Origin of the sequence: Aeromonas sp. s13, from assembly GCF_040907905.1 — a bacterium.
GTDB lineage: Bacteria > Pseudomonadota > Gammaproteobacteria > Enterobacterales > Aeromonadaceae > Aeromonas > Aeromonas veronii.
Map to the genome: position 1 here is coordinate 44,424 of NZ_JBFOCS010000040.1, position 23,825 is coordinate 68,248.

29 protein-coding genes are annotated in these 23,825 nt (G+C 59.6%); 13 read left to right on the top strand and 16 right to left on the bottom strand.

Going from position 1 to position 23,825, the window contains the following annotated elements:
* Positions 1-23: 23 nt before the first annotated feature.
* The gene (locus tag AB5Y82_RS06770; RefSeq protein WP_368173792.1) at positions 24-734 is read left to right on the top strand and encodes an HAD-IA family hydrolase; all 711 of its coding nucleotides are present in this window, start codon (positions 24-26) and stop codon (positions 732-734) included.
* A gap of 76 nt (positions 735-810) precedes the next feature.
* On the opposite strand, the gene AB5Y82_RS06775 is transcribed toward AB5Y82_RS06770, so the two are convergent.
* Positions 811-1,209, bottom strand: coding sequence for an STY0301 family protein (locus AB5Y82_RS06775; protein WP_368173793.1), 399 nt, complete (start codon positions 1,207-1,209; stop codon positions 811-813).
* Positions 1,210-1,254: 45 nt separating this feature from the next.
* A complete protein-coding gene (locus tag AB5Y82_RS06780; RefSeq protein ID WP_368173794.1) occupies positions 1,255-2,781 on the bottom strand; it encodes a mechanosensitive ion channel domain-containing protein in 1,527 nt (508 codons plus the stop codon).
* Positions 2,782-2,926: 145 nt separating this feature from the next.
* Here AB5Y82_RS06780 and AB5Y82_RS06785 point away from each other — a divergent pair, with 145 nt between their 5' ends.
* Positions 2,927-3,310 carry a hypothetical protein gene (locus tag AB5Y82_RS06785; RefSeq protein WP_064337607.1) on the top strand — a complete coding sequence of 128 codons (384 nt, stop codon included), beginning with the start codon at positions 2,927-2,929 and terminating at the stop codon, positions 3,308-3,310.
* 12 nt (positions 3,311-3,322) lie between these two features.
* Here the strand turns inward: AB5Y82_RS06785 and AB5Y82_RS06790 are convergent, their stop codons facing one another.
* On the bottom strand, positions 3,323-4,105 hold the full coding sequence (locus AB5Y82_RS06790; RefSeq protein ID WP_005356679.1) for a gamma-glutamyl-gamma-aminobutyrate hydrolase family protein: 783 nt from the start codon (positions 4,103-4,105) through the stop codon (positions 3,323-3,325).
* A 396-nt stretch (positions 4,106-4,501) separates the two neighbouring features.
* Positions 4,502-5,026 (bottom strand): ribosome biogenesis factor YjgA, encoded by a 525-nt coding sequence (gene yjgA, locus AB5Y82_RS06795; protein WP_005336359.1) that lies wholly within the window; start codon positions 5,024-5,026, stop codon positions 4,502-4,504.
* 114 nt (positions 5,027-5,140) lie between these two features.
* On the opposite strand from yjgA, the gene pmbA reads away from it, so the two are divergent.
* Positions 5,141-6,484: a metalloprotease PmbA gene (gene pmbA / locus AB5Y82_RS06800; protein ID WP_005356675.1), complete on the top strand. Its 1,344-nt coding sequence runs from the start codon at positions 5,141-5,143 to the stop codon at positions 6,482-6,484.
* Between the two features lie 87 nt (positions 6,485-6,571).
* Here pmbA and murA read toward each other — a convergent pair whose 3' ends face one another.
* The 7 genes from murA to mlaF are packed head-to-tail and all read right to left on the bottom strand — an operon-like array spanning position 6,572 to position 11,092.
* The gene (murA, locus tag AB5Y82_RS06805; RefSeq protein ID WP_111899806.1) at positions 6,572-7,828 is read right to left on the bottom strand and encodes a UDP-N-acetylglucosamine 1-carboxyvinyltransferase; all 1,257 of its coding nucleotides are present in this window, start codon (positions 7,826-7,828) and stop codon (positions 6,572-6,574) included.
* Between the two features lie 18 nt (positions 7,829-7,846).
* Positions 7,847-8,104: a BolA family iron metabolism protein IbaG gene (gene ibaG, locus AB5Y82_RS06810; RefSeq protein ID WP_005306001.1), complete on the bottom strand. Its 258-nt coding sequence runs from the start codon at positions 8,102-8,104 to the stop codon at positions 7,847-7,849.
* Positions 8,104-8,376, bottom strand: a complete 273-nt coding sequence (locus AB5Y82_RS06815) for a lipid asymmetry maintenance protein MlaB (RefSeq protein ID WP_005336352.1) — start codon at positions 8,374-8,376, stop codon at positions 8,104-8,106. Before AB5Y82_RS06815 ends, ibaG begins: the two co-directional genes overlap by 1 nt.
* Positions 8,373-9,005, bottom strand: a complete 633-nt coding sequence (locus AB5Y82_RS06820) for a phospholipid-binding protein MlaC (protein WP_005336350.1) — start codon at positions 9,003-9,005, stop codon at positions 8,373-8,375. The genes AB5Y82_RS06815 and AB5Y82_RS06820 overlap by 4 nt, the downstream gene beginning before the upstream one ends.
* Before the next feature lie 2 nt (positions 9,006-9,007).
* A complete protein-coding gene (gene mlaD / locus AB5Y82_RS06825; protein ID WP_111899807.1) occupies positions 9,008-9,505 on the bottom strand; it encodes an outer membrane lipid asymmetry maintenance protein MlaD in 498 nt (165 codons plus the stop codon).
* A 7-nt stretch (positions 9,506-9,512) separates the two neighbouring features.
* The gene (gene mlaE / locus AB5Y82_RS06830; RefSeq protein WP_005336345.1) at positions 9,513-10,292 is read right to left on the bottom strand and encodes a lipid asymmetry maintenance ABC transporter permease subunit MlaE; all 780 of its coding nucleotides are present in this window, start codon (positions 10,290-10,292) and stop codon (positions 9,513-9,515) included.
* Complete coding sequence (gene mlaF, locus AB5Y82_RS06835) at positions 10,292-11,092, bottom strand: phospholipid ABC transporter ATP-binding protein MlaF (RefSeq protein ID WP_111899808.1); 801 nt, start codon at positions 11,090-11,092, stop codon at positions 10,292-10,294. Before mlaF ends, mlaE begins: the two co-directional genes overlap by 1 nt.
* 207 nt (positions 11,093-11,299) lie before the next feature.
* Between mlaF and AB5Y82_RS06840 the strand changes: the two genes are divergently transcribed.
* The 10 genes from AB5Y82_RS06840 (at position 11,300) to npr (ending at position 18,116) form a co-directional block, all read left to right on the top strand.
* Positions 11,300-12,295, top strand: a complete 996-nt coding sequence (locus tag AB5Y82_RS06840; protein ID WP_005336342.1) for a KpsF/GutQ family sugar-phosphate isomerase — start codon at positions 11,300-11,302, stop codon at positions 12,293-12,295.
* Entirely contained in the window at positions 12,295-12,849 is a 555-nt protein-coding gene (gene kdsC, locus AB5Y82_RS06845; RefSeq protein WP_101530526.1) for a 3-deoxy-manno-octulosonate-8-phosphatase KdsC, read from the top strand. The genes AB5Y82_RS06840 and kdsC overlap by 1 nt, the downstream gene beginning before the upstream one ends.
* Positions 12,846-13,406, top strand: coding sequence for an LPS export ABC transporter periplasmic protein LptC (gene lptC, locus AB5Y82_RS06850; RefSeq protein ID WP_111899809.1), 561 nt, complete (start codon positions 12,846-12,848; stop codon positions 13,404-13,406). Before kdsC ends, lptC begins: the two co-directional genes overlap by 4 nt.
* Positions 13,393-13,920, top strand: coding sequence for a lipopolysaccharide transport periplasmic protein LptA (gene lptA, locus AB5Y82_RS06855; RefSeq protein WP_040068817.1), 528 nt, complete (start codon positions 13,393-13,395; stop codon positions 13,918-13,920). The genes lptC and lptA overlap by 14 nt, the downstream gene beginning before the upstream one ends.
* 3 nt (positions 13,921-13,923) lie before the next feature.
* The gene (gene lptB, locus AB5Y82_RS06860) at positions 13,924-14,649 is read left to right on the top strand and encodes an LPS export ABC transporter ATP-binding protein (RefSeq protein ID WP_005336333.1); all 726 of its coding nucleotides are present in this window, start codon (positions 13,924-13,926) and stop codon (positions 14,647-14,649) included.
* Between the two features lie 65 nt (positions 14,650-14,714).
* On the top strand, positions 14,715-16,154 hold the full coding sequence (locus tag AB5Y82_RS06865; protein ID WP_111899810.1) for an RNA polymerase factor sigma-54: 1,440 nt from the start codon (positions 14,715-14,717) through the stop codon (positions 16,152-16,154).
* 20 nt (positions 16,155-16,174) lie between these two features.
* A complete protein-coding gene (hpf, locus tag AB5Y82_RS06870) occupies positions 16,175-16,462 on the top strand; it encodes a ribosome hibernation promoting factor (protein WP_005336323.1) in 288 nt (95 codons plus the stop codon).
* Between the two features lie 2 nt (positions 16,463-16,464).
* Entirely contained in the window at positions 16,465-16,911 is a 447-nt protein-coding gene (gene ptsN / locus AB5Y82_RS06875) for a PTS IIA-like nitrogen regulatory protein PtsN (protein WP_111899811.1), read from the top strand.
* Between the two features lie 45 nt (positions 16,912-16,956).
* Complete coding sequence (gene rapZ, locus AB5Y82_RS06880) at positions 16,957-17,823, top strand: RNase adapter RapZ (protein WP_111899812.1); 867 nt, start codon at positions 16,957-16,959, stop codon at positions 17,821-17,823.
* Positions 17,824-17,843: 20 nt separating this feature from the next.
* Complete coding sequence (gene npr, locus AB5Y82_RS06885; protein ID WP_005336318.1) at positions 17,844-18,116, top strand: PTS phosphocarrier protein NPr; 273 nt, start codon at positions 17,844-17,846, stop codon at positions 18,114-18,116.
* A 17-nt stretch (positions 18,117-18,133) separates the two neighbouring features.
* Here the strand turns inward: npr and AB5Y82_RS06890 are convergent, their stop codons facing one another.
* The 5 genes from AB5Y82_RS06890 to AB5Y82_RS06910 form a co-directional block, all read right to left on the bottom strand.
* On the bottom strand, positions 18,134-20,038 hold the full coding sequence (locus AB5Y82_RS06890; RefSeq protein ID WP_058057522.1) for a transcription antiterminator: 1,905 nt from the start codon (positions 20,036-20,038) through the stop codon (positions 18,134-18,136).
* A gap of 107 nt (positions 20,039-20,145) precedes the next feature.
* Entirely contained in the window at positions 20,146-20,886 is a 741-nt protein-coding gene (locus AB5Y82_RS06895) for a KDGP aldolase family protein (protein WP_058058617.1), read from the bottom strand.
* Entirely contained in the window at positions 20,886-22,001 is a 1,116-nt protein-coding gene (locus tag AB5Y82_RS06900; protein ID WP_111899813.1) for a DgaE family pyridoxal phosphate-dependent ammonia lyase, read from the bottom strand. The genes AB5Y82_RS06895 and AB5Y82_RS06900 overlap by 1 nt, the downstream gene beginning before the upstream one ends.
* Positions 21,985-23,124, bottom strand: a complete 1,140-nt coding sequence (locus AB5Y82_RS06905) for an amidohydrolase/deacetylase family metallohydrolase (RefSeq protein ID WP_368173795.1) — start codon at positions 23,122-23,124, stop codon at positions 21,985-21,987. Before AB5Y82_RS06905 ends, AB5Y82_RS06900 begins: the two co-directional genes overlap by 17 nt.
* A gap of 42 nt (positions 23,125-23,166) precedes the next feature.
* Entirely contained in the window at positions 23,167-23,817 is a 651-nt protein-coding gene (locus AB5Y82_RS06910) for a DUF4310 family protein (protein WP_368173796.1), read from the bottom strand.
* Positions 23,818-23,825 lie beyond the last annotated feature (8 nt).

Below are 23,825 nucleotides of genomic sequence, written 5' to 3' on the forward strand. Positions count from 1 at the left end.
GCCCCCGTTGCAGAGGAGAGTCCATGCACTTCTATCGCCGCTGGCAGCCGGTTGCTGCCATCTCGTTTGACCTCGATGACACCCTCTATGACAACGGCCCTGCCATCGTGCGTGCCGAGCAGTGGATGCTGAGCCATCTACGCAGCGAATATCTGGCCACCGCCATGCTCGACAAGCCACGCTGGCTGGAGTTAAAACGCGCCGTGTTGCTGGCCAACCCCGAGCTGCGCCACGATGTCAGCCTGGCGCGCCAGCAGACCATCCGTACCGCGATGGTCGAGGGGGGGATGGCCGACCAGCAGGCCAGTCGCGAGGCGGAGCAGGTGTTTGCTGCGTTTCTGGCAGAGCGCTCGAAGATCGAGGTGAGCGAGTCCACTCATCAGCTGCTGGCCAGACTGGCTGAACGCTATCCGCTGGTGGTGATCACCAACGGTAATCTGGATCTGGTTCAGGCTGGGCTGGATCGCTACTTCTCGCTGGTCTGCAAGGCGGGGGCGGGCGCCAGGATGAAACCGGCACCGGATATGTTTGAGCAGACCCGCAGCGCCCTCAAGCTGCCAGCGGAGCGGATCCTCCATGTGGGGGATAATCCCGAGACCGATGTGCTGGGTGCCCGTTTGCACGGCTTTCGCGCCGCCTGGCTCAACGAGCGGCAGCAACCGTGGCAACAGCTGCAACTGTTGCCGGACGTGGAGCTGACGGCACTGGAGGAGCTGGCCGAGCTGCTGCTCTGATGGCGCTGGCGGGTGGCCCGGCTCAGGCGGTAATGGCTGTCATCGAATAGCGATATATGGCAAGGGGCTACGCCCGCTATTTGCGACAAACCAGCCCGAGCAGGGTGTAGCGGTCGCGCTGGTTGACGCGGCAGTAACTGATGCCGACGGGCAGCGCCTGCTGCAGGGTGATGGCGCTGTTCTGATAGCGGCAGACCAGATAGAGCGGGCGCAGGCTGCTATCGAGCTGGCTCCAGTAGTGGATCTCGTCGCTGTCGCCATTATCCGGTTTGAGTTGGGCCAGTTCGGCAGGATCTCCATCGAACAGGGCCAGATTATCGAGCCGGTGGCTGAGGGTTTCGTTCGGTTTGCCATCGTCATTGCGGGTGAACGCCTGCCAGCCCTGCTGCGGGGTCAGCAGCTGCTGTCGAGTCTCGATGGTGGCGGGACAATCAAATTGCAGGCTGGCGGCAAGGGCCAGGGTGGTCAGTAACATGGCTGCGGTTCTCTCTTCATGTCCTCAATACGATGTCATGCTACGTCATCTTCCGCCGAACAGCTTCATCAGTTTATCAAGCAGATCAAGCGGTTGTGGTGGCTGTTTCATGGCTTCCGCCTCCCGCTCCAGCAGCGCCCGCTGCTCCTGCTGGCGGTCGCTCAGCACCCGGTAGAGGGGCTCGACCAGCGCCTCGCGCTGCATCACCAGCTCCTGAAACATTCCCTGATTGATGCGATAGGTTTCGACGGTGGCCACCGCCCGTACCGTGAAGGAGCTGGGCTCGCCGGTGAGCAGGCTCAGTTCGCCAAAAAAGTCTCCCGCGTTGAGCGTACCAAGCTTCAGCTCTCGTCCCTCGACATTGACCACCATCTCGGCTTCCCCTTTGACCAGCACGAACAGCCAGCTGGAGACATCTCCCTGCTCCAGCATGATGTCGCCGCTGACGAAGGGGGCGAACTTCACCTGATCGGCCAGCTGGAGCAGCTCGTTCTCCTGCAACATGGCAAACAGCGGCAGCTTGCGCAGGGTATCGGTTCGTTCGGCAGTGTGGCGCTTGTGGCGAGCATCCAGATGCTGCTTCTCCTTGGCCATAAAGACGTTGAAGATCGGCGGGGTGAGGCGGCGATCGTTGCGGCGCAGGGCGGCATCGATCAGGCTGCGCACCATGGAGTCGGTCGGATCGTCGCGAGCCAGATCGGTCAGCCAGTAGCGCACCGCATAGCGGGCAATCCCTCCTTCGACGTTCATCAACAGGCAGTCCGGTTGCGGGTGCTTGGCGACACAGGGGAGCTTGGTCTCCCGCAGGGATTTCTCGATCAGCGCGATGATCTGGGTCGGCAGGGTATCCAGCGTCAGATCGAACCAGACCCAGCGCCGCCACTGCAAGGGTTCGCCACGGCGACGCCCGAGCACGGTGAAGCGCTGTTTAAGCAGGTGGCTGTTGGGGATGACCACAGTCTCCCAGTTGCGGGTTTCGATGGTGGTGGCACGCCAGTTGATCTCCACCACCCGGCCCTGGGTGGTATCCACTTGCAGCCAGTCACCGATGGCGATGGAGTTGTCGAGCTGAATGGAGACCCCGGCCAGCAGGTTGCCCAGGGTGTCCTGCATGGCGAAGGCGATGACTGCAGTGATCACCGCCGAGGTGGTGACTATCTCCCCGAGCGCCATGCCGGAGGCGTAGAGGCGAAACAGACCCCAGCCGATATAGCCGATGGTGATGACGATATCGGCGATGATCCGCGGGATCCGCACATGGCAGAGGGGGAGCAGAAACTCGAACAGCAGGATCCCCCATATCTTGACCAGTATCAGGCCGGCCAAGAGGGTGGAGATCTCGATCAGCAATTGATGGGGCAGCGGCAGTTTGAACCAGCCCCCTTCCAGCTGGATCAGCAGGATCACCACCGCGCTAATCATCACGAAACTGAGCTCGGAGAGCAGCTCCCGTCGCTGTCCCGGACGGCGCCAGAAGTGGATCAGCATCAGGGAGAGGGTGAGCAGGGTCCAGAACGGGTGTTCGCCAATCCAGATCAGCGTCGGTAGCGCGGTGAGGTTTTCGCCAGCCATAGCAGCACCTTATTGTGGTTTTATTTCCAGCATAGCTGCTGCGGCGCGGGGAAATGGTGCGTTGGGGCGGCAATTTATTTATCCTGTACAGAACCGGGCAAAGGAGTGCGATTGAGTGAAATTTTCAAAGAAAATCATCTGTTTGATGGCCCTGTTTCCATTAGCTGGCTGCGACCTGCTGACCGAGAAGTATCGGGTCGAATTCCGGGATGGCTCCTGGCGTGAAATAGCCATTACCCCCTTCTCCAGCGAGGCGCGCTGGCGTGAGGGGTGTGCCACCGGCGAGGTGCTGAGTGACATGAAGGTGCCCATCAAGCGGGGTGACACGGTCAATGGCCGCGAGCAGTTGCTGATCGGTGGCGAGAAGTTCGAGCTGGATGACAACAACCTCTACCGTAGCAACGGCATGGTGTTTGGCCATTCGCCTGACCATATCCAGCGTGGGCTCAAGGGGATGGATATCTGCCGTACCCTGCGCCCCGAGCGGGGCGGACTGCCCAAGCTCAAGGCGCGCGGGTTTGGCGACTGAATCGATGAGGGATTAACTAGCCGCCATCAATGCACTGCGTTGGCGGCAGGCATCGCCAAAGGCTTGAAAGATCTTGATGGAGTGGGGGTTTTCATTGGCCTTCCACTCCGGATGCCACTGCACTGCCAGCAAAAAGGGTGACAGTGCGGGAGCATGAAGCGCCTCGATCAGCCCATCTTCGGCGTGGGCCAACGGCTCCAGACCCTTCCCCAACCGGTTGATACCCTGTCCATGCAGGGAGTTGACCTGAATCTGTTCTTCCCCCATCAGCTTGGCAAACCAGCTGCCTGGCAGCAGTTTGATCTGATGGCTCGGCCCATACTGCTCGTCGACCGGATCGTCGGCATCCTCCCGGTGATCGTCATAACCCGGCTCGCTGTAGACCTTCTGATGGATGTCTCCCCCCAGCGCTACGTTGATCTCCTGCATGCCGCGGCAGATCCCGAGGATCGGCAAGCCACGGGCGAGCGCCCCCTTGATGAGGGGCAGATCGAACAGGTCGCGATCCCTGTCTTGCTGTTTTTCCGGCGTGAGGTTCTCCTGGCCGTAAAGGGCTGGATCGATATTGGAGCCGGCGCCGCTCAGATAGATGCCGTCAGCCAGATCCAGATACTGCTCCAGATCGGCGGTGCCGCAGCAGGTGGGAACCAGCAGCGGGACGCAGTCGCTTATCTCCACCAGCGGCATGATGTATTTGTGGGTCATCACCTGATAGGCGTGGCCGTTGCGGGGCTGGGCGCCCATGGTCATCAGCACGACAGGTTTACGGGTGGCGGGAGGCTGGGGATTTGGCATAGGGCACCTTGATTATCCTTGGCGTTGAAGTCTCATCCTGCGCCTTGGGCAGGCCCTTGCAAACCGACAGGGCAAGGGCATGCCTCAAGGCATGGTCATGGGATCCCGCGTCGGGCCTGGTGGCAGAATCGTTGGTCAGTCTGGGCAGCGACGGCATGGATCCTCTCTTCAGTCTGCCAAGGCCGTTCAATATGTCAAACAAAATGATACCAAGTTGTTAACGGATTTGTCTTGAACTGCTCTGAAGCGGCGATTTAACGGGGTTGTTGAGATGGGCCGTTATGGCTGGGGTAGCAAAATGGTGGATATATTAAACGTGCAGGGATGGCGGGGTATGGGGAGAGGAAAAGGCATCAATAGAAGCACGCCTCCCCGAGGGGAGGCGTGTTTCGGGGATCACAGCAGGTCTTCGATCTCGCCGCGCAGATACTGATACATCTCGCGGTAGGCGACCGGCGGCTTGTTCAGCTCCCGCTCCTTGTTGGCGGAGCGGATCAGCTGGCGCAGCTTCTGGCGATCCAGCTCGTGGAACTGGGACATCAGCTCATTGAGGGCGCTGTCACCTTCGGTGATCAGGCGCTCGCGCCACTGCTCCAGGCGATGCAGGCGTGCATTCACGGTGGAGTGACGGTTCTTGATGATGGAGAGCGCTTCGGCAATCGGCTCGATATCGCGGCTGCGCATCAGGCGGCCGATGAACTGCAGATGGCGACGGAAGGACTCATCCTTCTTCGGCTTGAGTTTGCGACCCAGCTCGACAGCTTCTGCAAGCTCTTCATCCAACGGGATTTTTTCCAGCTCGCTGTGGCTGAGGGAGACGATCTCTTCCCCCATTTTCTGCAATGCTTCGGCATCGCGCTTGAGCTGGCTCTTGCTGGGGCCCCAGTCTTCGAACTCGTTGTCGTCTTGATATTGACTCATCGGTCTCTTGATTCCTGTCATTCACGTTTGGCGGATATGTTACCAGCTTCTCCCGCTGGGCGCAGGGGTCTGATATGCTTACCCCCCTTTCCTTCTTTCATACAGATGTGAGTTATGGATCAGCAAGACCAAATCCGCCAGGATCAAGCCCATCTCGAGGCCGTGGTTGCCGAAGCCCTGGAGATAGCCAAAGGACTGGGCGCCTCGCTGGCCGAAGTCTCCATCAGCAAGCAGACCGGGTTGTCGGTGAACACCCGGGGTTGTGAACTGGAAAGCATTGAATTCAATAAGGATGGCGCCCTCGGTATCGCCGTCTATCGCGATGGTTGCAAGGGATCCTCCTCGACCACCGATCTGAGCAAACCCGCCATTCGTGCCGCCGTTGAAGCGGCCATCGAGATTGCTCGCCATACCTCGGCCGATGATTGCGCCGGTCTGGCGGACGCCGAGCTGCTGGCCTGGGATGCCCCTGATCTGCAACTGTGCCACCAAATCGAACTGGATCCCCAGCGCGGGATCGAACTGGCCATCGAGTGCGAGCGATTCGCTCTGGGCCGCGATGCCCGCATCAAACACTCCGACGGTGCCGGTTTCTCCAGCCATCTTGGCATCAAGGTCTACGGCAACAGCCATGGCTTCGTCAAAGGCTACGCGGCGTCGCGCAACTCCCTGAGCTGCGTGCTGATCGGCGAGCAGGATGGCGATATGCAGCGGGATTACGGCTACTCCTCCAGCCGTACCCTCGACGGGCTCTGGAGTCCGCAGCGCATTGCCGACGAAGCCGTTGAGCGTACCGTCTCCCGCCTCGGCGCCCGCAAGATCTCTACCCGTCACGCGCCTGTGCTGTTCCACCCGGACACAGCCTCCGGTCTGTGGGGCCATCTGGTGATGGCCATCAGCGGTGGCAACCTCTATCGCAAGTCGAGCTTCCTGCTCGACAAATTGGGCAAGCAGATCCTGCCAGAGTGGCTCACCATTCAGGAGTTCCCCCACCTGCTGGGCGGGCTTGCCAGTACCCCGTTCGATGGCGAAGGGGTGCGTACCCGCGACATGGATATCATCCGTAACGGCGAGCTGATGAGCTGGCTGCTGACTTCCTACTCCGCTCGCAAGCTGGGGCTGACTACTACGGGTCATGCCGGTGGCATCCACAACTGGCAGGTCTCCAATACTGGCCAGGATTTTCAGGGCATGCTTAAAGAGATGGGCACCGGTCTGCTGGTGACCGAGCTGATGGGGCAGGGGGTCAATATCGTCAATGGAGACTACTCCCGCGGCGCTGCCGGTTTCTGGGTCGAGAATGGCGAAATAGCCTATCCGGTCGAAGAGATCACCATCGCCGGCAATCTGGCCGAGATGTTCAGCCATATCGTGGCGGTGGGTCGTGACGAGGATGAGCGCTCCAGTCTCAAGACCGGCTCGGTGCTGGTAGAGAATATGAAGCTGGCGGGCCACTGATCCCGGTTTCAACAGAACCGAAACCATGAAAAAGGCCCCCTCGCCAACGCGAGGGGGCCTTTTTATCGGCCAGCGATCAGGGGGCTATCAGCCCTTGATGCGTTCGATGCGGCCACCCAGACCCTGCAGCTTCTGCTCGATGTCTTCGTAGCCACGGTCGATGTGATAGATACGGTCGACGATGGTGGAGCCTTCGGCCACGAAGCCGGCCAGTACCAGACTGGCGGAGGCGCGCAGATCGGTCGCCATCACCTGAGCACCCTTGAGTTGCTCGGTGTCACGGCAGATGGCTACGTTGCCCTGCAGTTCGATGTCTGCGCCCATCCGTACCAGCTCGGGAACGTGCATGAAGCGGTTCTCGAAGATGGTCTCGGTGACCATGCCGGTGCCTTTGGCGACGGCGTTCAGCACGGTGAACTGTGCCTGCATGTCGGTCGGGAAGGCCGGGTAGGGGGCAGTCTTGATGGTGACCGGCTTGAGGGTGCGGCCAGTCATGTCGAGGGTGATCCAGTCTTGACCCTTCTCAATCAGGGCGCCAGCCTCTTCCAGCTTGACCAGTACCGCTTCCAGCAGGGTCGGGTCGGTCTTGCGGCAGGTGATCTTGCCGCCAGTGACCGCTGCGCCCACCAGGAAGGTCCCGGTTTCGATGCGGTCAGGCTGCACGCTGTAGTTGCCGCCGTGCAGACGCTCGACACCGTCGATGGTCAGGGTATCGGTGCCCGCGCCCTGGATCTTGGCGCCCAGAGTATTGAGGAAGTTGGCCAGATCGACCACTTCCGGCTCGCGCGCGGCGTTTTCGATCACGGTGCGGCCATCAGCCAGGGTCGCAGCCATCATCAGGTTTTCGGTACCAGTCACGGAGACCATATCCATCAGGATGTGAGCGCCTTTCAGGCGGCCATCGACACGGGCCTTGATGTAACCATCTTCGATGGTGATCTTGGCACCCATCAGCTCCAGGCCGTGGACGTGCAGGTTGACCGGACGGGCACCGATGGCGCAACCGCCTGGCAGGGAGACATCAGCGGCGCCGAAACGGGCAGCCAGCGGGCCCAGCGCCAGAATGGAGGCGCGCATGGTTTTCACCAGCTCGTAGGGGGCGACATGGTTGTTCACCGCACCTGTCAGCACGGTGACGTTGCCGTTGACCTTGGTGGTGGCGCCCAGCATCTCCAGCAGCTTGATGGTGGTGCCCACATCTTTCAGGCGCGGCACGTTGGAGAGGTGTACCTCTTCATCACAGAGCAGGGTCGCGAACAGGATCGGCAGCGCGGCGTTTTTGGCGCCGGAGATGGTCACTTCGCCGTTGAGAGTACAACGACCATCGATTTTGAATTTGTCCATTTTTACTTCGTTACCAAATCAGGAGGGCAATAGGAATTTACGTTCGCGTTTCCACTCGGCGTCGGTGAACGCCTTGATGGAGAGGGCGTGAATGGCGTTGCTGGCGATCTTGTCCATCAGCGGGGCATAGATGGCCTGCTGCTTCTTGACCCGGCTCATGCCGTCAAACATGTCACCGACGGCGATCACTTGGTAGTGACTACCGTCCCCTTTGACATGGACTTCGGACAATGGCAGAGCCTCAAGGAGTATCGCTTCAATTTCAGAGACTTGCATTATGCGTCCTCAGTTGTGAGCGGGGTTGACTGAAACAGCCCGGCCACCCCGTAGAGGTTGGCCAGGGTATAGAAATCACTGGAGGCGCCCACCAGTTGCGGTGTGGCGCCTCGCGCTAATACGGCTTTGGCCCATTTGACCAGCAGGGCCAGTCCGGCGGAGTCGAGAGTGGTGACGCCGCCGAGCTCGAGCTGGTCGTCCTGCCACCATTCGGCGCGGCGTTGCCACAGGTCATTGACCTGTGGCGCCTGCAGCTCACCGCTGAGGGTCATGGTTTGAGTACCAGCGGCTTGGCGTTGTGTTCGCGCAACTGGGCGATCACCGCATCGATGCCGTTCTGGCGGATCAAACCGCCGAGCTCGCTCTGTTTGGCGGAGAGCAGGCTGATCCCCTCTGCCACCATGTCGAAGGCTTTCCATTCGCCGGTCTTGTTGTTCTTGCGCAGCTTGAACTCGAGGAAGATGTCCGGCTTGCCGGCCTCTTTCACGCTGACGTTGACGGCGGTGATGTTACCGCTGGGAGCTTTGCCCGGCTCGACCTTGACGGTCTGCTTGTCAAAATGGGCCAGCGCATCGGCGTAGGAGCTCACCATGTACTCGGTGAACACCTCGACGAAGGCATTGCGCTGCGCTTCGGTGGTCTCTTTAATCTGGTTGCCAAGCACCTTGTAGGCGGCGAAGCGGTTGTCCACATAGGGCAGCAGCTCTTCGCGGATGATCACCCGCAGGTGATCCGGATTGCTTTTCACCTGTGCTTGATCGGCTTTCAGGCGGGCAAAGGTCTGCTTGGCAGCCTGATCCACCAGCGCGTTGGGGTCGGTGGCATCGACTGCGGCCTGGGCAGACAGGGAAAAGAGCATGCTGGTCATCAGGCCCAGCAGCAGGGCGATTTTCTTGAACATGGTTACTCCTTCTTGCTGTCTGATTTGCTGTCGGAGGATTGGCTGTAGAGGAACTTGCCAATCAGATCTTCCAGCACGATGGCGGATTTAGTGTCTTCAATCAGGTCGCCATCCTTGAGCATCTCGGTGCCCATCTCCTCATCGCTGAAGCCGGGGGCCAGACCGATGTACTGCTCGCCGAGCAGACCGGAGGTGAGGATGGAGAGGGAACTGGTATCGGCAAACTCGCCAGCGCTCTTTTGCATCATCAGGGTCACTTCGGGCACCTGGGTTTTCGGGTCCAGTACGATGTCGCTGACCCGACCAACCACCACGCCACCGACCTTGATCGGCGAACGGACTTTCAGGCCGCCGATATTATCGAAATGCGCGCGCAGGGTATAGGTTTCTCCTTCCGGTTTGAAGCTCAAACCGGCCACTTGCAGGGCCAGTGCCAGAATGGCACCGATGCCAGCCAGCATGAAGGTGCCGACCAGGAATTCTACTTTGCTGAACTTCATCTTTACCTTATCCAAACATGACTGCAGTGAGTATAAAATCCAGGCCGAGCACGGCGAGGGATGAGTGGACCACGGTACGGGTCGTGGCCTGACTGATCCCGGCCGAGGTCGGCTTGGCATCATAGCCGTTAAAGAGCGCAATCCAGGTGACTACCAGGGCGAAAATCAGGCTCTTGATGGCGCCCTGCATGATGTCTTCATGCCAGTCGACGGAGGCCTGCATGGCAGACCAGAAGCCCCCTTCGTCCACGCCGAGCCAGTCCACGCCGACCAGCTTGCCGCCGAAGATGCCGATCAGGCTGAACATAAAGGCCAGCAGCGGCATGCTGATGACGCCAGCCCAGAAGCGGGGGGCAACCACCCGGCGCAGCGGGTCGACCGCCATCATCTCGAGGCTTGAAAGCTGCTCGGTGGCCTTCATCAGGCCAATTTCAGCGGTCAGGGCCGAACCGGCTCGGCCGGCAAACAGCAGTGCCGTGACCACAGGACCCAGCTCCCGCAGCAGGGAGAGGGAGACCAGCGGTCCCAGGCTCTGCTCGGCGCCGAAATCCTTCAATACGTTGTAACCCTGCAGCGAGAGCACCATGCCGATGAACAGGCCGGAGACCAGTATGATGGCCACCGACTGCACACCCACCACATAGAGCTGCTGGACAAGCAGCGGGAAGTGCTTGCGCGGCTCGGGTTTGCCCGCCAGCGCATGGAACAACATGATGGTGGCGCGACCGACGGAGCTGATAAACCGCACTCCGACCCGCCCCAGCTTGCTTATTTGACTTATCAACATCAGAGATCCTGTAGCAGATCGCCTGCCGGAAAATGAAACGGAACAGGACCATCGGGCAATCCTTTGAGGAACTGCTCGACTTCGGGATTGTGCTCCTCGCGCAGCTGATCCGGCGTACCGTGCGCCACCACCTTGCGATTGGCGATGATGTAGGCGTAATCGGCGATGCTCAGCACCTCTTTCACGTCGTGGGTGACGATGACGGAGGTGATACCTAGGGCATCGTTCAGCTCCTTGATCAGTTTGACCAGCACCGCCATGGTGATGGGGTCCTGCCCGACGAACGGTTCGTCATACATGATGAGGTCGGGATCCAGCGCAATTGCCCGTGCCAGCGCCGCCCGGCGCGCCATGCCGCCGGAGAGCTCGGAGGGCATCAGTTTCGCTGCGCCGCGCAAGCCCACTGCCTGCAGCTTCATCATGACGATGGTGTGGATCAGCTCCTCCGGCAGGCCGGAGTGTTCCCGTAGCGGGAAGGCCACGTTGTCGTAGACCGTCATGCCGGTAAACAGGGCGCCGCTCTGGAACAGCATGCTCATCTGTTTGCGCACTTCATAGAGGCGCGAACGGGAGAGGGTGGGGATATCTTCCCCGTCAAACAGAATGTGACCGGACTCCGGCTTGAGCTGGCCACCGATCAGCCGCAGCAGGGTGGTTTTACCGATGCCGCTCGGGCCCATGACGGCGGTTACCTTGCCACGAGGAATGGTCAGGTTGATCCCGTCGTACAACAGCCGATCTCCGTGACTGAAGGTCAGATCGGAGATGGTGATCAGGTCATTGTTCAAACAATTGTCCATCCGGTGTAAATGAGGTGCGAATTTTATGGGGTAGTCTAGGTCTAAGCAACAGCAAGGAACAACTATTGAACAGGCTGCAAGCCCATTTGCACGACAGTTTTCTGTAACAAAGTGCGTCATCGAGAGCGGGACTTGCCATCCGATTCGCTTATCCGGGCAGACTTTTTTATAATCCCGCAGCTAATTTCGGCCCGGAGCTGTGTCTTTATGTCTGTAAAGCCTGAGAAAGTGTCTGAACTGTTCGATTTTCGTCGTAGTGCCCGCGCGGTGCTGGACACAGAAAAGCAAGCCATTGATGGACTCTATCAGTATCTGAACGACGCCTTCGACAAGGCGTGCGAAATGGTGCTGCGCTGCGGTGGCAAGATAGTGGTCACCGGCATGGGCAAATCGGGCCATATCGGCAGCAAGATCGCCGCCACCCTCGCCAGCACCGGCACACCGGCCTTCTTCCTTCATCCGGGAGAAGCGAGTCACGGCGATCTGGGGATGATCTCCAGCGGCGACCTTATCATCGCCATCTCCAACTCCGGCGAGAGTGACGAAATCCTGGCCCTGCTGCCGGTACTCAAGCGCCGCGGCATTCCGCTCATCTGCATGACTGGCAATCCCGCCTCCACCATGGCCAAAGAGGCCAACGTGCATCTGTGCATCAAGGTGGAGAAAGAGGCCTGCCCGCTGGGTCTGGCACCCACTTCCAGCACCACGGCAACCTTAGTCATGGGCGATGCCCTGGCGGTCGCCCTGCTGGAAGCGCGCGGTTTTACCGCCGATGACTTCGCCCTCTCTCACCCGGGCGGGTCGCTCGGCAAGCGTCTGTTGCTGCGGGTTGGCGACTTGATGCACAGTGGCGATCTGTTGCCCCGGGTGGGGATAGATGCCACCATCAGCCAGGCGCTGCTGGAAGTGAGCCGCAAGGGGCTCGGTATGACGGCTGTGGTCGATGGCAATGGCCTGCTGGCCGGGCTCTTTACCGATGGCGACCTGCGCCGCATTCTTGACCAGCAGATCGATATCCATCACACCCCCATCAGCCGTGTGATGACGGCCAACTGTGTTACCGTAGGTCCAGAGATGATGGCTGCGGAAGCCGTCAAGCTGATGGAAACGAGAAAAATCAACGGATTACTGGTCGTGGATGAAGAGAAACGCCCGCTCGGCGCCTTCAATATGCACGACCTGCTGAAAGCCGGAGTAATTTGATGCAAAACGTACCGACCCTCTATGGTCCGGTGACGCGCAGCCAGTTTGAGAAGGCGGCGCAAATCCGCCTGCTGGTGTGCGATGTGGACGGGGTGCTCTCCAACGGCCTCATCTACATGGGAAACAACGGCGAAGAGCTGAAAACCTTCTGCACCCGCGATGGTGCGGGCATGCGAGCACTGCTCAATGCCGGGATCGAGATCGCCATCATCACCGGGCGCAACTCCCGTATCGTTAGCGATCGGATGAAAAGCCTGGGGGTGGCTCATGTGGTGCAGGGGGCTGATAAAAAGCTGCCTCACTTCGAAGCGCTGCTGGCCAAGCTGGGGCTGACTGCTGAACAGGCCGCCTATATGGGCGATGACACCATCGATCTGCCGGTGATGGCCGCTTGCGGCCTGGGTATCGCGGTGGCCGATGCCCATCCGCTGGTGCTGAGTCGTGCCGATATGGTGACCCGGCTTGGCGGTGGCATGGGCGCGGTGCGCGAGGTGTGTGACCTCATTTTGCAGGCGCAGGGCCACGACGATTATCAGCCCGAGGCCTCGGTATGAGCAGACAGACCCTGTTGTTTGCCCTGCTGTTTCTGGTCGCACTGGTTGCCTGGCAGTTGGGCAAGGTTGAGCTGGTGCCTGAGAGCGCCGTCAAAATCGAAAACTATCAGCCGGATTTTGTCGCCAAAGATCTGGTGACCACCCGTTTTGATATCAACGGCAAGCGCACCGAGCGGTTGGAGTCGACCTACGCCGAGTATTATCAAATCCTCGAGCAGGCCACCTTCGACAAGCCGGTGGTCTACATGTATGACGATCAGGGGGCTGCCGAGTGGAAGGTGACCGCCGAAACCGGCGTGCTCAACACCGGCGACAACGTCATCCTGCGGGACAAGGTGCATCTGTATGGTCTGCTACCTACCTCTTTCATCTCCACACTAGATACCCCCTATCTGGAGCTGGATCTGGTGACGCAGGATGTGCGCAGCAACCGGGAAGTGAACATTCTGGGTCGGGATTTCCAGACCCAAGGGGTTGGCCTCAAGGGCCATCTGGACCGCAAATATTTTGAGTTACTGGATCAAGGCCATGCCATCTATTTCAATGAAAAACGCTAATCTGGCCCTCGCAGCCCTGTTGTTGTGTGGTGCGGTGACCGCCAAAGAGTCCGACTTTGCCGAGAAGGTCTACGTCGATGCCGTCAAACAGGTGGCCGAGATGCAGGACAACCGCATCACCTTCGAAGAGGATGTGACCATCAATCAGGGCACCATCCGGATCAAGGCTGACAAGGTGGTAGTGACCCGCTCCGGCGAGAAAGGGGCGGAGGTGATGACTGCCTACGGCAAACCCGCCACCTTCTTCCAGATCCTGGATAACGGCAAGCCGGTCAATGCCCACGGCAACACTATCCGCTACGAGCTGAAGAACCGGCTGGTGACCATCACCGGCAACGGTCAGCTCAAGCAGGAAGATAGCCAGGTCAATGGCGATCTGATCCGCTACGACATCGTCAAACAGAAGATGATTGCCGAGAGCAAGAGCCCGAGCCAGCGGGTCAAAACCGTGTTCCTGCCTGATCAGGTAGAGAATTTCGACAAGCCCGCCGACCAGAAGAAGCAGGGAAAATAAGCCATGGCAGTGTTAAAAGCAGTGGGCCTGCAGAAGAGCTACAAGCGACGCATGGTGGTGAGTGACGTCAGTCTTGAAGTGGGCACCGGCCAGATTGTCGGCCTGCTCGGCCCCAACGGGGCGGGCAAGACCACCTCCTTCTACATGATCGTGGGGCTGGTGCAGCGCGATGCCGGTCTCATCACCATCGACGATCAGGACATCAGCTTGCAGCCCATGCATGTGCGGGCGCGTAACGGCATCGGTTACCTGCCGCAGGAGGCCTCCATCTTCCGTCGCCTGTCGGTGTTCGACAACCTGATGGGGGTGATGCAGACCCGCAAGGGGTTGAGCCGTGAGGAGCGCGAGGACAAGGTTCAGCAACTGCTGGAAGAGTTCAATATCACCCACATTCGCGACAACCTGGGTCAGAGCCTCTCCGGCGGTGAGCGCCGTCGGGTCGAGATCGCCCGTGCGCTGGCGGCTGAGCCGCGTTTTATTCTGCTGGATGAACCCTTTGCAGGGGTTGACCCGATTTCTGTGATAGACATCAAGAAGATCATTCAGCATCTGAAAGATAGAGGCCTTGGCGTCTTGATTACCGACCACAACGTCAGAGAGACTCTGGACGTATGTGAGAAGGCCTATATCGTCAGCCACGGCAAGATGATTGCCGAAGGTGCACCGGCTGACATCCTTGCCGATGAGCAGGTCAAGCGCGTCTATTTGGGCGATCAATTCAGTCTATAGTAAGGGGGCATGCCTTCATTTCCTTTGACGAGTGCCTCGCTGAACATAAGGATATCCCGACGTAGATGAAGCCGACATTACAGTTGCGTCTCGGTCAGTCCCTGACCATGACGCCGCAATTACAACAAGCGATTCGTCTGCTCCAGCTCTCCACTCTGGAACTTCAGCAGGAAATTCAGCAAGCGCTCGAAAACAACCCTCTGCTGGAGCAGGAAGAGAGCGAGGCGCAAGAGACCAGTCCGGAAGCGCCGGTCGATGCCAGCCAGCTGGATTCCAGCGATGCCATGGCTCAGGAGCAGATGCCGGACGAGTTACCGGTGGATACCACTTGGGACGAGGTTTACTCTGCCGGCACCGCCCAGAGCGCGGGCCCCATCCACGATGGGGAAGATAGCGTCTATCAGGGTGAAACTACCGAAAACCTGCAGGATTATCTGCTGTGGCAGATGCGGCTCACACCTTTCAGCGATGTGGATGCCGCCATCGCGCTCGCCATCATCGATGCCATCGACGAATCCGGTTATCTGACCGTTGCGCTGGAGGATATCCAGGCTGCCGTCACCAGCGATGACGTAGAGGTGGAACTCGATGAGGTCGAGGCGGTACTCAAGCGGGTGCAGCACTTCGATCCGGTCGGTATTGCTGCCCGTTCTGTGCAGGAGTGTTTGCTGATCCAGCTGGATCAGTATGACCCGCAGACCCCCTGGCTCAACGAGGCCAAAGAGGTGATCCTTGAGCACATGGAACTGCTCGGCAACCGGGATTACCGTACCCTCGCCCGCAAGACAAAACTCAAAGAAAGCGACCTCAAGGAGGTGCTGGATCTGATCCTGCTGCTGGAGCCGCGTCCCGGCAACGGCATCATCCAGAGCGACTCCCAGTACGTGATCCCCGACGTCTCCGTGGTCAAGAAGGGCAGCAAGTGGGTGGTCGAGCTCAATCCCGACTCCGCCCCCCGCATCCGGGTCAACGAGACCTATGCCGCCATGGCCCGCAACGCTCGCAGCAGCACCGACACCCAGTTTATCCGCTCCCATTTGCAGGAAGCCAAGTGGTTCATCAAGAGCCTGGAAAGTCGCAATGACACCCTGCTGAAAGTGGCCAGTTGTATTGTCGAGCAGCAACAGGGCTTTTTCGAGTATGGTGAAGAGGCGATGAAGCCGATGGTGCTCAATGACATCGCCGAAGCGGTAGAGATGCATGAGTCGACCATCTCCCGGGTGACGACCCAGAAGTACATGCATACCCCTCGTGGTATCTTCGAATTGAAGTTTTTTTTCTCCAGCCATGTGAACACCGAAGGAGGAGGAGAGTGCTCATCGACCGCAATTCGCGCGCTCATCAAGAAGCTGGTCACGGCAGAGAATCCTGCCAAGCCGTTAAGTGATAGCAAGATCGCGGATTTGCTGGCCGAACAGGGTATTATGGTGGCGAGACGCACGATCGCTAAGTATCGCGAATCCTTGTTTATCCCACCTTCCAATCAGCGCAAACGCCTGGTTTAGGCAAACAAAAGGATGATGTTATGCAAATTAACCTGACCGGACACCATGTCGAGATCACCGAAGCTCTGCGTGATTATGTGAATAACAAATTTGCCAAACTCGAGCGTCACTTCGACCACATCAACAATGTTCATGTGGTGCTTAGCGTGGAAAAACTGAACCAGATAGCGGAAGCCAAATTACATGTCAGCGGTGGCGAAGTGTTTGCCAACTCTGAACATGCCGATATGTATGCTGCGATAGACACCTTGCTCGACAAGCTGGACAGGCAGATCATCAAGCACAAAGATAAGTTAAATAAAAAATAACCATGCAACTTGAACACATACTGAGTCGGGACTGCACCAAGAGTGCAGTCCCTTGTACCAGCAAGAAACGCGCACTCGAAATCATCAGCGAGCTGGCCGCCGAACGCCTTGGCACCTCCCGCCAGGCGCTGTTTGAATGCTTGCTGGCCCGCGAAAAAATGGGTAGTACCGGGATCGGTGCAGGTATTGCAATCCCCCACGGTCGCATTGACGATGAGTTCCCGCCAACCGCGATCCTGATGACCTTTGCCGACCCTATTCCTTTCGACTCCATCGACAATCAACCGGTTGACCTGCTGTTTGCCTTGCTGGTGCCGGAAAGCGAGTGCAAGCAGCATCTGAAGACCCTTTCTCTGATGGCTTCCAAGCTGGGTGACAAGGTGGTTTGCCGCCAGTTGCGTCAGGCAACCAGCGACGAAGAGCTCTATCAGATCATGACCTCGGCCTGACAGCAGGCCAAGGATGAAACACCCGTTTTGGCGTGAGGGAACAAGATGCAGTTAATCGTGGTAAGTGGACGTTCGGGCTCCGGTAAAACGGTAGCCCTGCGAGTGCTGGAAGATCTGGGTTACTACTGTGTGGACAACCTGCCGGTCAATCTGCTGCCCCAGCTGATTGTCTCGGTGGAGAGCGAGTATGACAAGCTGGCGGTCAGCATCGATGTGCGCAACCTGCCGAGCGATCCGGAGAAACTGGAACATCTGCTGGCTCAAGTGCGCAATGAGGGGCGGGTTGAGTTCTCCAGCTTCTTCTTCGACGCCGACAATGGCACCCTGCTCAAGCGCTATGGCGAGAGCCGCCGCTTGCACCCCCTCTCACGCAACAAGCTGTCGCTGGATGAGGCGATTCGGGAGGAGACCCACCTGCTGGCGCCCATCTCCTCGACCGCTGACCTGCGCATCGACACCACCACCCTCAGCATTCACGACCTGAGCGAGCTCATCAAAACCCGGGTACTCGGCAAGAAAGAGAACGAGCTGGTGCTGGTGTTCGAGTCGTTCGGTTTCAAGTACGGCATTCCCAAGGATGCCGACTTCGTGTTCGATGCCCGCTTCCTGCCCAATCCGCACTGGATCCCCGAGCTCAAGCCGTTTACCGGCAAGGATGAGCCGGTCGCCAACTACCTCTCGGCGCAGGCTGACGTGATGCTGTTTACCCAGCAGATCGAAAATATGCTGGCGACCTGGTTGCCCCATCTGGAGCGCAACAATCGCAGCTACCTCACGGTCGGCATCGGTTGCACCGGCGGTCAGCACCGCTCGGTCTTTATTGCAGAACGGCTGGCCAGTGCATTCCGTTTGCTCGGCAAGAACGTGCAGATCCGCCACCGCACTCTCGACAAGAGTGCCCCCCAATCCTGACGGACCAATAGGACGACCCGATGACTGTTTCCGCCTCGGTTGAAGTGAAAAACAAGCTGGGTATTCATGCCAGACCAGCCATGATGCTGTTCGAGCTGGTGCAGGGTTTCGATGCTCACGTGCTGCTGCGCAATGAAGATGGTGTGGAGGCCGATGCTGACAGCATCATCGGCCTGCTGATGCTGGATTCGGCGCAAGGGCGGCAGGTGGAAGTACAGGTTGAGGGCCCCGAAGAGGTCGAGGCCCTGGCCGCCGTGGTTGAGCTGTTCACCTCCGGCTTCAACGAGGAGTAGTCACTCCTCGTTTTATGTTATGAACCGGTACGCGCCAGCGCTTTGAAGCTGGCAAAATCGCGACAAGCCAGCAGATTCCTGCTGGCTTTTTCGTTCATCAGTGCCAGAAACAGGTCGTAGAGACCCATCGCCTCCTCGTAGTCGGCCTTGCTGATGGCCAGCACGAAGATGAGCGTCGCGATTTCACCATTCCCCCAGTCAATCCCCTGCGGGGCCAGCACGGTGTAAACCAGAGTGCGGCGCGCCAGCAGACCGAGGGAGTGGGGCAGGGCGATCCCTTCTCCCAACATGGTGGATACGATCCGCTCCCGCTCCTGCAGTGAGGCTCTGAAGCCGCTCTCCACCAGATCTTCCGCCTCCAGCTGATCACAGATGCGGGCAAACAGTTCGGCCTGGGTAAGGGGTTCTGTGACCACCATGAAGTGGTCGGCATCGAAATATTTGTCGAGCATGTAGGGGCGGGTGCGGTCGATCAGCACCAGCTTGCCAAGCTGCTCCAGCTGGTATTGGGTCGGGAAGGGGGCAACGAGTACCACGGGAGCGTTTTTTTCGTTCACCTTGACGGTACTGATGACAAAGTCCTGTGCGATCTGCGCCAGACCTTCGTAATCCCGCACTGACTCCAGCGTGGTCAGCTGCAACTGGGGATACTCCCGCTTGATGCGTGCTTCCAGCACCCGGAAGGTGGCGTTGCCCGCATCGCAAAGCAATAGCGCCTGCGGGCGGCGGGTATAGCCGATATCGTAATGGCGCTCCAGCCCGACCCCGATATGGATCACCAGATAGCCGATCTCGTGGTGGGTCAATCGGTAGGGGGTCTGCTTGATCCACTCCGAAATGGCCGCCAGCGTGATGTCGTAGGCGAGGGGATAGTACTGCTTGATGTGATCGGCCAGCGGGTTGTGGTTGCCTATCTGGTATTTGACCCGTAGCAGCATGGCGCTGATATGGGTTTGCAGGTCGGCCCGCAGCTGTTGGTCGCCTCGCAGGTCGTAAGGGTAGTGTTGATGAATGTAGGTCAGCAGATGCTCCACCAGCTGTTCGCTCTCGGCGGCCATCGCCGGGCTGAGCTGGGGAGTATCGGCAATCAGGCGCGCCTGGATCTGGATGGCGAGACCGGCGATCTCGTCCTCTACGGGGGGCGTCAGGGTGGGCAATACCGCATATATATCGCGAGATACTGCCAGCAGCGGCAGAGTCAGATCCTCGCTGGCGAAGTGGCGCAACTCGTGACCGGATGCCTGACGCAGCAGGGCAACTGCGCAGTAGATGGCGAGCTGCTGCAGGCTCTCGTCAGCGAGACGCAGCTGATGTCGGGCAAGCTGGGCATGGATATGATTGCCCACTACCTCCATCGTCTTGCTGGGGCAAAGGTTGGGCAACAGGGTTTGCAACTGGTTGTTGTGCAGCAACTCCTGATAGAGCAGTTGGGTCAAACAGGCCCGGATCGCCGTCTCCTCCCCCTGAATGCGCATCCCCAGGCGGGGTTTGCTCTCGACGCTGAGCCTGAAGTGGCTGAGTTGCTCACGGACTTCCGCCATATCCCCCTGCAGTGCCGCCCGGCTCAGATACCAGGTATCAGCCAGCTCATCGAGCTTGATCCCCTGCTCTGCCGTCAATAGCAGGATCTGCAGGTGCAGCACCCGCTCTCGGCTGGTGCGTGGCAGGCCGCTATCCTGACCCTGGGCGGCCAGCAGAGCCTCGAACAGTCCCTGATTGTAGATTTTCAGCTGGTAGCCGCTGCCACGCTGGTGGATCAGGTGAGCGCCGTGCGTGGCAATCAGTTCGTTGAGGGTCGCCACATCGGTGCGCACCGTGCGGGTGGAGACATTGAGGCGGCGAGCCAGCTCCTCCTGTGGCAGCGGTTCGGCGTGGAGCTGGATCAGCAGTTGATGGAGCCTGGGGTGTGGCAGCTTGATCATAGGGGGTATGCAAGACTCCTGTTGCGAGATAAAGGGTCGATGTTAACAAGTGGGTCATCAACAAGCCAGGCACCGGTCAGTGATTGAACCGGTGCCCGTGACTACCATCACGCCAACAGTCGTTTCACTATGGCCAGAAGAGTCCGTACATCATCAGGACGGGTCTGACCGCTCGCGCTGTCGATGATGGAGCTGTAGACGTGGGGGATCACCTTCTCGACCCCGGCATCCAGCGCAATCCGCACTATCTCCTCGAAGTTCTCCAGATCGATGCCGCCAGTCGGCTCCAGCCAGAAGCCGTGGCGGGCACAAGCCTCGGCCACCGCCTGATACTCGTCTCGGCAGGCCAGCCCGCCCATGGGGAAGAACTTGACCGAGCTGCCACCCATGTCCTTGAGCAGGGCGATGGCGGTATCGATGGGGACAATCCCGTCCGGCTGTCCGGCGCTGAGCGGGCCGGTGGAGATCTTCACCATGCCCGGCATGCCGGTGGGGGAGATCAGGCCGTTAACCAGCGTTTCCGACTGGCCGAGCAGCGCCCTGCTGGCGCCAACGCCAGTGAACACCTGGTTGACATGCTGGGGCTGCAGCTGGCAGGCCAGCTCGGCCACCATGGCGGATTGGCGCGGATCACCGGCACCCAGACCGATGGAGAGGGCGTTATCGATGAGCTTGGCGTAAGCCCGCATGTCGGCCACCGCGGAGGAGATATCCGGGTAGTTTTTGGAGAGCACACCGACCAGCACGTGGCCTTCGGCTGCGTCGTACACCTCGACGGCATTATCTTTGGAACCTGCCAGCACGTTGAGACAGACCCGATCACGGTAGTAGTTGGGAGTAAGGGACATCAGCGATTCTCCTGAACGAGGTTGGCAATGGCGGAGTGGATTTGGTCTAGCTGGGGCACGGTGACGCTGCGCACATCGATCTCGATATGCCCCTCGTTGGCCTTGTAGCCGCGGCAGTAGATGGCAGGCGTGCCCTGTTGCAGACGGGTGACGACCTGCACTGTGGTCATGCCGAGCTGCTGGTGGTCAAAGGCGATATCGGTGCGGGCAATGTCGCGTCCTGCGCTGTCCCACACCACCTTGGCGGTGACGCCGGGCAGCTGGTTTAGGCGTTCGATGAAGGGGCTCATCTTGGCGACCATGGCGGCGCCGCTCTCTTTCTCTTTGGCCAGATAGCGCTCGATGGCGTGGGTCAGGCCGAGGATCCCCTCCTTGCCCACTTTCATGGCGCGACCGATGCCATTGGCCTGCTGTTTGACCCACTCCACGTACTGACGCTTGCCGAGCACCAGCCCGCTGGTGGGCCCTTCAATGGCCTTGGCGCCGCTGTAGATGACCAGATCCGCTCCCTGGTTGTAGTAGAGGCGCAGATCCTCTTCAGCAGCCGCATCGACGATGAGCGGGAGCCCGTGGGTCTTGGCGACCTCGGCGGCCTCTGCCACCGACAGAATGCTCTTCTGTACGCAGTGGTGGGATTTGATGTAGAGGATGGCTGCTGTGTTGGCATTGATGGCAGCGGCCAGCTGGGAAGGGGTGCACTCGTTGGCGTAACCGGCTTCCACTACTTTGCCGCCACCCAGATTGACCATGGTACCGACCGGGGCGCCGAAGTTGACGTTATGCCCCTTGGGCAGCACGATTTCACTCGGCACCTCATGGTGATGAGTATGCAGGTACTCGAGGCGATAGGGATCGCCGCGCACTATCATGGCGGCGACTGACTGGGCGATGCCGGCGCTGGCGCAGGAGACCACCACCGCATCTTCCACATCCAGTAAACCAGCCAGATAGGCGCCGGTCTTGTTGACCAGATCCTTGACCTCGAAGTAGTGGCCCAGGCCAAAATTGACCGCATCGACCACCTCCTGCTCGGGGGTGGAGACGCCGAGAATGGTCATGCGCCCGGAGGCGTTGATCACCGGTTTGAGTTGATATTTCTCATAAACAGAAGGCATGGTGTGATTTCCCATAGTGAGTCAGAACCAGTTCGCCACCGACCAGGGCGGCGAGAGGCTGCAGTTGTTGGTCACCGCTGCGGGACTGGGCTTCGGTATCCATAAACAGGGTCGGGCCGCTGGCGACCTCGAACAGGGTCAGGTCGGCATCGGCGCCCACCTCAAGCCGCCCCTTGCCGGAAAGGCGCAGGGCATCGGCCGCTTGATGGGTGACACAGGCGAGCACCTGCTCCAGCGTCATGCCGATGGCGAGAAACTTCGACATCACGTGGGCCAGACTGTAGACCGGCCCCTTGATGCGGTTCTTGCAGTAGATGTCGGAGCTGATGGTGCGGGGCAGGATCCCCTGTCGGATAGCCAGCTCCGCCACCTCGAAGCTGAAGCTGGCGCCGCCGTGGCCGATGTCGAGCAACAGGCCCCGTTTCATCGCCTCGCGCACCGCGACCCGCAGCTCGCCAGCCGGAGTCAGGATGCGGTTGGGCTTGCCGTTGAAGCAGTGGGTCAGCAGATCGCCATCTCCCAGCAAGGCAACTATCTCGTCCAGATCCGGCGGCGTGTTGCCCACGTGCACCATCAGTGGTAGCTGGTCGTGGGCCTGTTGCAGCGCCTTGGCCATGCGCAGTGGTTGCAGGCCATTTTCACCGACCACGCTGCCGCTCATCCGCGCCTTAATGCCGACAATAAAATCGGGATGGCGACGAATGGCTGCCGAGGCGAGATCCATATCGAGGTCCCGGCTATCCGCCAGCTCGTTCTGGCGTAGCAGACCGATGCGGGAGATGTTGAGCAGGGCATGCACCCGGGTCTTGCAGCCCGCAGCGATCTGCTGGAAGTTATCCACATCGTCGGCTCCGGTGCTGCCCGCGTCGATGACGGTGGTGACGCCGGACTCTACGCCCACCTTGTCCGGCTCATCGTGATAGATGGGGGAGTCGGGGTAGCAGTGGGTGTGGCCATCGATCCAGCCAGCGCTCACATGCACCCGGCCGCCGAGATCCAGGATCTGCCGCGCCGTTGCCGTCTCCGGCAGGGAGCCGATGGCAGCGATTTTGCCCTCCCTGATGGCAATATCGACGAGCTGGCCATCTCCCAGCCGCCCCGCCCTGATGATGATGTCGTACATGCTGATAACCTCTGGCGAGCCGCCCCGCAGGGCGGCTGGTACTTACACAAGGGCGACCGGGAAGAAGGTACCCAGCAGCATGGCTCCCAGGATGGCACCGCCGGTGATGGGCTTGCCCCACACGTAGAACAGCAGCGCACCCAGCAGGGAACCGATACCGATTGGGATGGAAGCGCCCATGGCGGAGAGGATGATGAGGGGGCCGAGGAAGCGGCCAGAGCTGTTGCCAGCGCCCATCATCACGTCAGCACCGTAAGTGGAGTGGCTCTGGTTGATGGTGAACTTGCGCGCCAGAATGATGACGTAGCCGATGGCCAGACCAATCCCCATGCCGGTTGCCAGCGAGGCACCGAAGTTCTCCACCGGATAGACGATGCCAGCCCCCAGCAGCAGGGCTGGCACTCCGAGGCCGACCCCGGTCTGGATGGCGCCGCCGATATCCAGGATCCCCACCAGGGATCCCTCGATGATGCGGGCGAACAGGAAGCTGGCACCGAACGCGGCTACCGCGCCGTAGGCACCCGTGTCCATTCCGGCTTTCAGCATGGCGACGAAGGCTACCTCGTTGAAGGCACCAACCCCGTACAGATAGAACATATGGGTACCGGCAAAGACCCCGGCCGAGAGCAGGCCGACGAAGATGGGGAATGACCAGTCGGCGTACCAGAAGTTGTTTTTCAGTTTCTCATCCATGGTGTGAC

Bases quoted from the DNA above. Each gene is read 5' to 3' on its own strand.
- AB5Y82_RS06770 (WP_368173792.1), top strand. From the start codon at position 24: ATGCACTTCTATCGCCGCTGGCAGCCGGTTGCTGCCATCTCGTTTGAC.
- AB5Y82_RS06775 (WP_368173793.1), bottom strand. From the start codon at position 1,209: ATGTTACTGACCACCCTGGCCCTTGCCGCCAGCCTGCAATTTGATTGT.
- AB5Y82_RS06780 (WP_368173794.1), bottom strand. From the start codon at position 2,781: ATGGCTGGCGAAAACCTCACCGCGCTACCGACGCTGATCTGGATTGGC.
- AB5Y82_RS06785 (WP_064337607.1), top strand. From the start codon at position 2,927: ATGGCCCTGTTTCCATTAGCTGGCTGCGACCTGCTGACCGAGAAGTAT.
- AB5Y82_RS06790 (WP_005356679.1), bottom strand. From the start codon at position 4,105: ATGCCAAATCCCCAGCCTCCCGCCACCCGTAAACCTGTCGTGCTGATG.
- yjgA (WP_005336359.1), bottom strand. From the start codon at position 5,026: ATGAGTCAATATCAAGACGACAACGAGTTCGAAGACTGGGGCCCCAGC.
- pmbA (WP_005356675.1), top strand. From the start codon at position 5,141: ATGGATCAGCAAGACCAAATCCGCCAGGATCAAGCCCATCTCGAGGCC.
- murA (WP_111899806.1), bottom strand. From the start codon at position 7,828: ATGGACAAATTCAAAATCGATGGTCGTTGTACTCTCAACGGCGAAGTG.
- ibaG (WP_005306001.1), bottom strand. From the start codon at position 8,104: ATGCAAGTCTCTGAAATTGAAGCGATACTCCTTGAGGCTCTGCCATTG.
- AB5Y82_RS06815 (WP_005336352.1), bottom strand. From the start codon at position 8,376: ATGACCCTCAGCGGTGAGCTGCAGGCGCCACAGGTCAATGACCTGTGG.
- AB5Y82_RS06820 (WP_005336350.1), bottom strand. From the start codon at position 9,005: ATGTTCAAGAAAATCGCCCTGCTGCTGGGCCTGATGACCAGCATGCTC.
- mlaD (WP_111899807.1), bottom strand. From the start codon at position 9,505: ATGAAGTTCAGCAAAGTAGAATTCCTGGTCGGCACCTTCATGCTGGCT.
- mlaE (WP_005336345.1), bottom strand. From the start codon at position 10,292: ATGTTGATAAGTCAAATAAGCAAGCTGGGGCGGGTCGGAGTGCGGTTT.
- mlaF (WP_111899808.1), bottom strand. From the start codon at position 11,092: ATGGACAATTGTTTGAACAATGACCTGATCACCATCTCCGATCTGACC.
- AB5Y82_RS06840 (WP_005336342.1), top strand. From the start codon at position 11,300: ATGTCTGTAAAGCCTGAGAAAGTGTCTGAACTGTTCGATTTTCGTCGT.
- kdsC (WP_101530526.1), top strand. From the start codon at position 12,295: ATGCAAAACGTACCGACCCTCTATGGTCCGGTGACGCGCAGCCAGTTT.
- lptC (WP_111899809.1), top strand. From the start codon at position 12,846: ATGAGCAGACAGACCCTGTTGTTTGCCCTGCTGTTTCTGGTCGCACTG.
- lptA (WP_040068817.1), top strand. From the start codon at position 13,393: ATGAAAAACGCTAATCTGGCCCTCGCAGCCCTGTTGTTGTGTGGTGCG.
- lptB (WP_005336333.1), top strand. From the start codon at position 13,924: ATGGCAGTGTTAAAAGCAGTGGGCCTGCAGAAGAGCTACAAGCGACGC.
- AB5Y82_RS06865 (WP_111899810.1), top strand. From the start codon at position 14,715: ATGAAGCCGACATTACAGTTGCGTCTCGGTCAGTCCCTGACCATGACG.
- hpf (WP_005336323.1), top strand. From the start codon at position 16,175: ATGCAAATTAACCTGACCGGACACCATGTCGAGATCACCGAAGCTCTG.
- ptsN (WP_111899811.1), top strand. From the start codon at position 16,465: ATGCAACTTGAACACATACTGAGTCGGGACTGCACCAAGAGTGCAGTC.
- rapZ (WP_111899812.1), top strand. From the start codon at position 16,957: ATGCAGTTAATCGTGGTAAGTGGACGTTCGGGCTCCGGTAAAACGGTA.
- npr (WP_005336318.1), top strand. From the start codon at position 17,844: ATGACTGTTTCCGCCTCGGTTGAAGTGAAAAACAAGCTGGGTATTCAT.
- AB5Y82_RS06890 (WP_058057522.1), bottom strand. From the start codon at position 20,038: ATGATCAAGCTGCCACACCCCAGGCTCCATCAACTGCTGATCCAGCTC.
- AB5Y82_RS06895 (WP_058058617.1), bottom strand. From the start codon at position 20,886: ATGTCCCTTACTCCCAACTACTACCGTGATCGGGTCTGTCTCAACGTG.
- AB5Y82_RS06900 (WP_111899813.1), bottom strand. From the start codon at position 22,001: ATGCCTTCTGTTTATGAGAAATATCAACTCAAACCGGTGATCAACGCC.
- AB5Y82_RS06905 (WP_368173795.1), bottom strand. From the start codon at position 23,124: ATGTACGACATCATCATCAGGGCGGGGCGGCTGGGAGATGGCCAGCTC.
- AB5Y82_RS06910 (WP_368173796.1), bottom strand. From the start codon at position 23,817: ATGGATGAGAAACTGAAAAACAACTTCTGGTACGCCGACTGGTCATTC.